Origin of the sequence: Acidovorax delafieldii 2AN (assembly GCF_000175235.1) — a bacterium.
Lineage (GTDB): Bacteria > Pseudomonadota > Gammaproteobacteria > Burkholderiales > Burkholderiaceae_C > Acidovorax > Acidovorax delafieldii_B.
The window spans coordinates 1-1053 of sequence record NZ_ACQT01000546.1 but is presented as its reverse complement, the minus strand read 5'-3'; the positions used below and the strand labels follow the sequence as shown (position 1 = coordinate 1053).

Here is a 1053-nt window from a genome sequence, read left to right as displayed (position 1 = left end):
CACACCCGTGCGCTTCATGGCGCAAAAGCTCGGCGAGCGGCTGGGCCAGCCCATCATCGTGGACAACAAGCCCGGCGCGGGCGGCTCGCTGGGCAGCAGCCTCGTGGCGCGTGCGCCGGCCGACGGCTACACCGTGCTGGTGGGCAACACCGGCTCCAACGCCATCAACTACACCGCCTACCAGAAGCTCACGTACAAGGCTGAAGACTTCACCCCGCTGACCGACATGATCTCGTTCGCCAACGTGCTGGTCGTACCGGTGAAGTCGCCCATTAAGAGCCTCAAGGATCTCGTCACGGCCGCCAAGCGCGCGCCGGGCCAGCTCGCGTTCTCGTCCGCGGGCGTGGGCCAGACCACGCACCTGATGGGCGAGCTGCTGCGCCAGAGCGCGGGCGTCGATGTGGTGCATGTGCCCTACAAGGGCTCCGCGCCCGCCACCATGGCCATCGTTGCGGGCGAGACCCAGTTCATGTTCGACAACCTCACGGGGTCGCTGGGCCATGTCAGGGACGGCAAGCTGCGCGCGCTGGCCGTGACCGGCGCCACGCGCGAGCCCGAACTGCCCGACGTGCCCACCATGACCGAGCTGGGCATGAAGGACTTCGACAAGGTGGGATGGATGGGCTTCTTCGTGCCCGCCAAAACGCCGCCAGCGGTCGTCAAGAAGCTCACCGACAACCTCGTCGCCGTGCTGCAGGACCCGGCCGTGGTCCAGCGCTACCGCGAGCTGGGCGGCCGCCCCGGGGGCATGGCGAGCGAGCAGTTCTCGAAGATCGTGGAGCGCGACCGGCAGGACTGGGGCGACTTGATCCGCAGCCAGAAGCTGCAGCTGGACTGAAAAGGAGAGCGCCATGCCCGAATCCTCCTACTTCACAGGTCGCCATGTCTTCGTGGCCGGCGGCAGCAGCGGCATCAACCTCGGCATCGCCCAGGCGTTTGCACGCGCGGGCGCCCACGTGGTGGTCATGAGCCGCTCACCCGACAAGGTGCAGCAGGCGGCCGAAGGCCTGCGCGCGCTGGGTGCGCAGGCGCTGGGCATCAGCGCCGACGTGC

General features: G+C 68.4%; 2 protein-coding genes. Both read left to right on the top strand.

Going from position 1 to position 1053, the window contains the following annotated elements; genetic code table 11:
* The coding region (locus tag ACDELDRAFT_RS22925) for a tripartite tricarboxylate transporter substrate binding protein (protein WP_005801574.1) at positions 1-838 on the top strand (838 nt) is incomplete at its 5' end.
* 13 nt (positions 839-851) lie between these two features.
* Positions 852-1053 (top strand): SDR family NAD(P)-dependent oxidoreductase (locus tag ACDELDRAFT_RS22920; protein ID WP_005801572.1); only part of this gene is annotated, 202 nt, incomplete at its 3' end.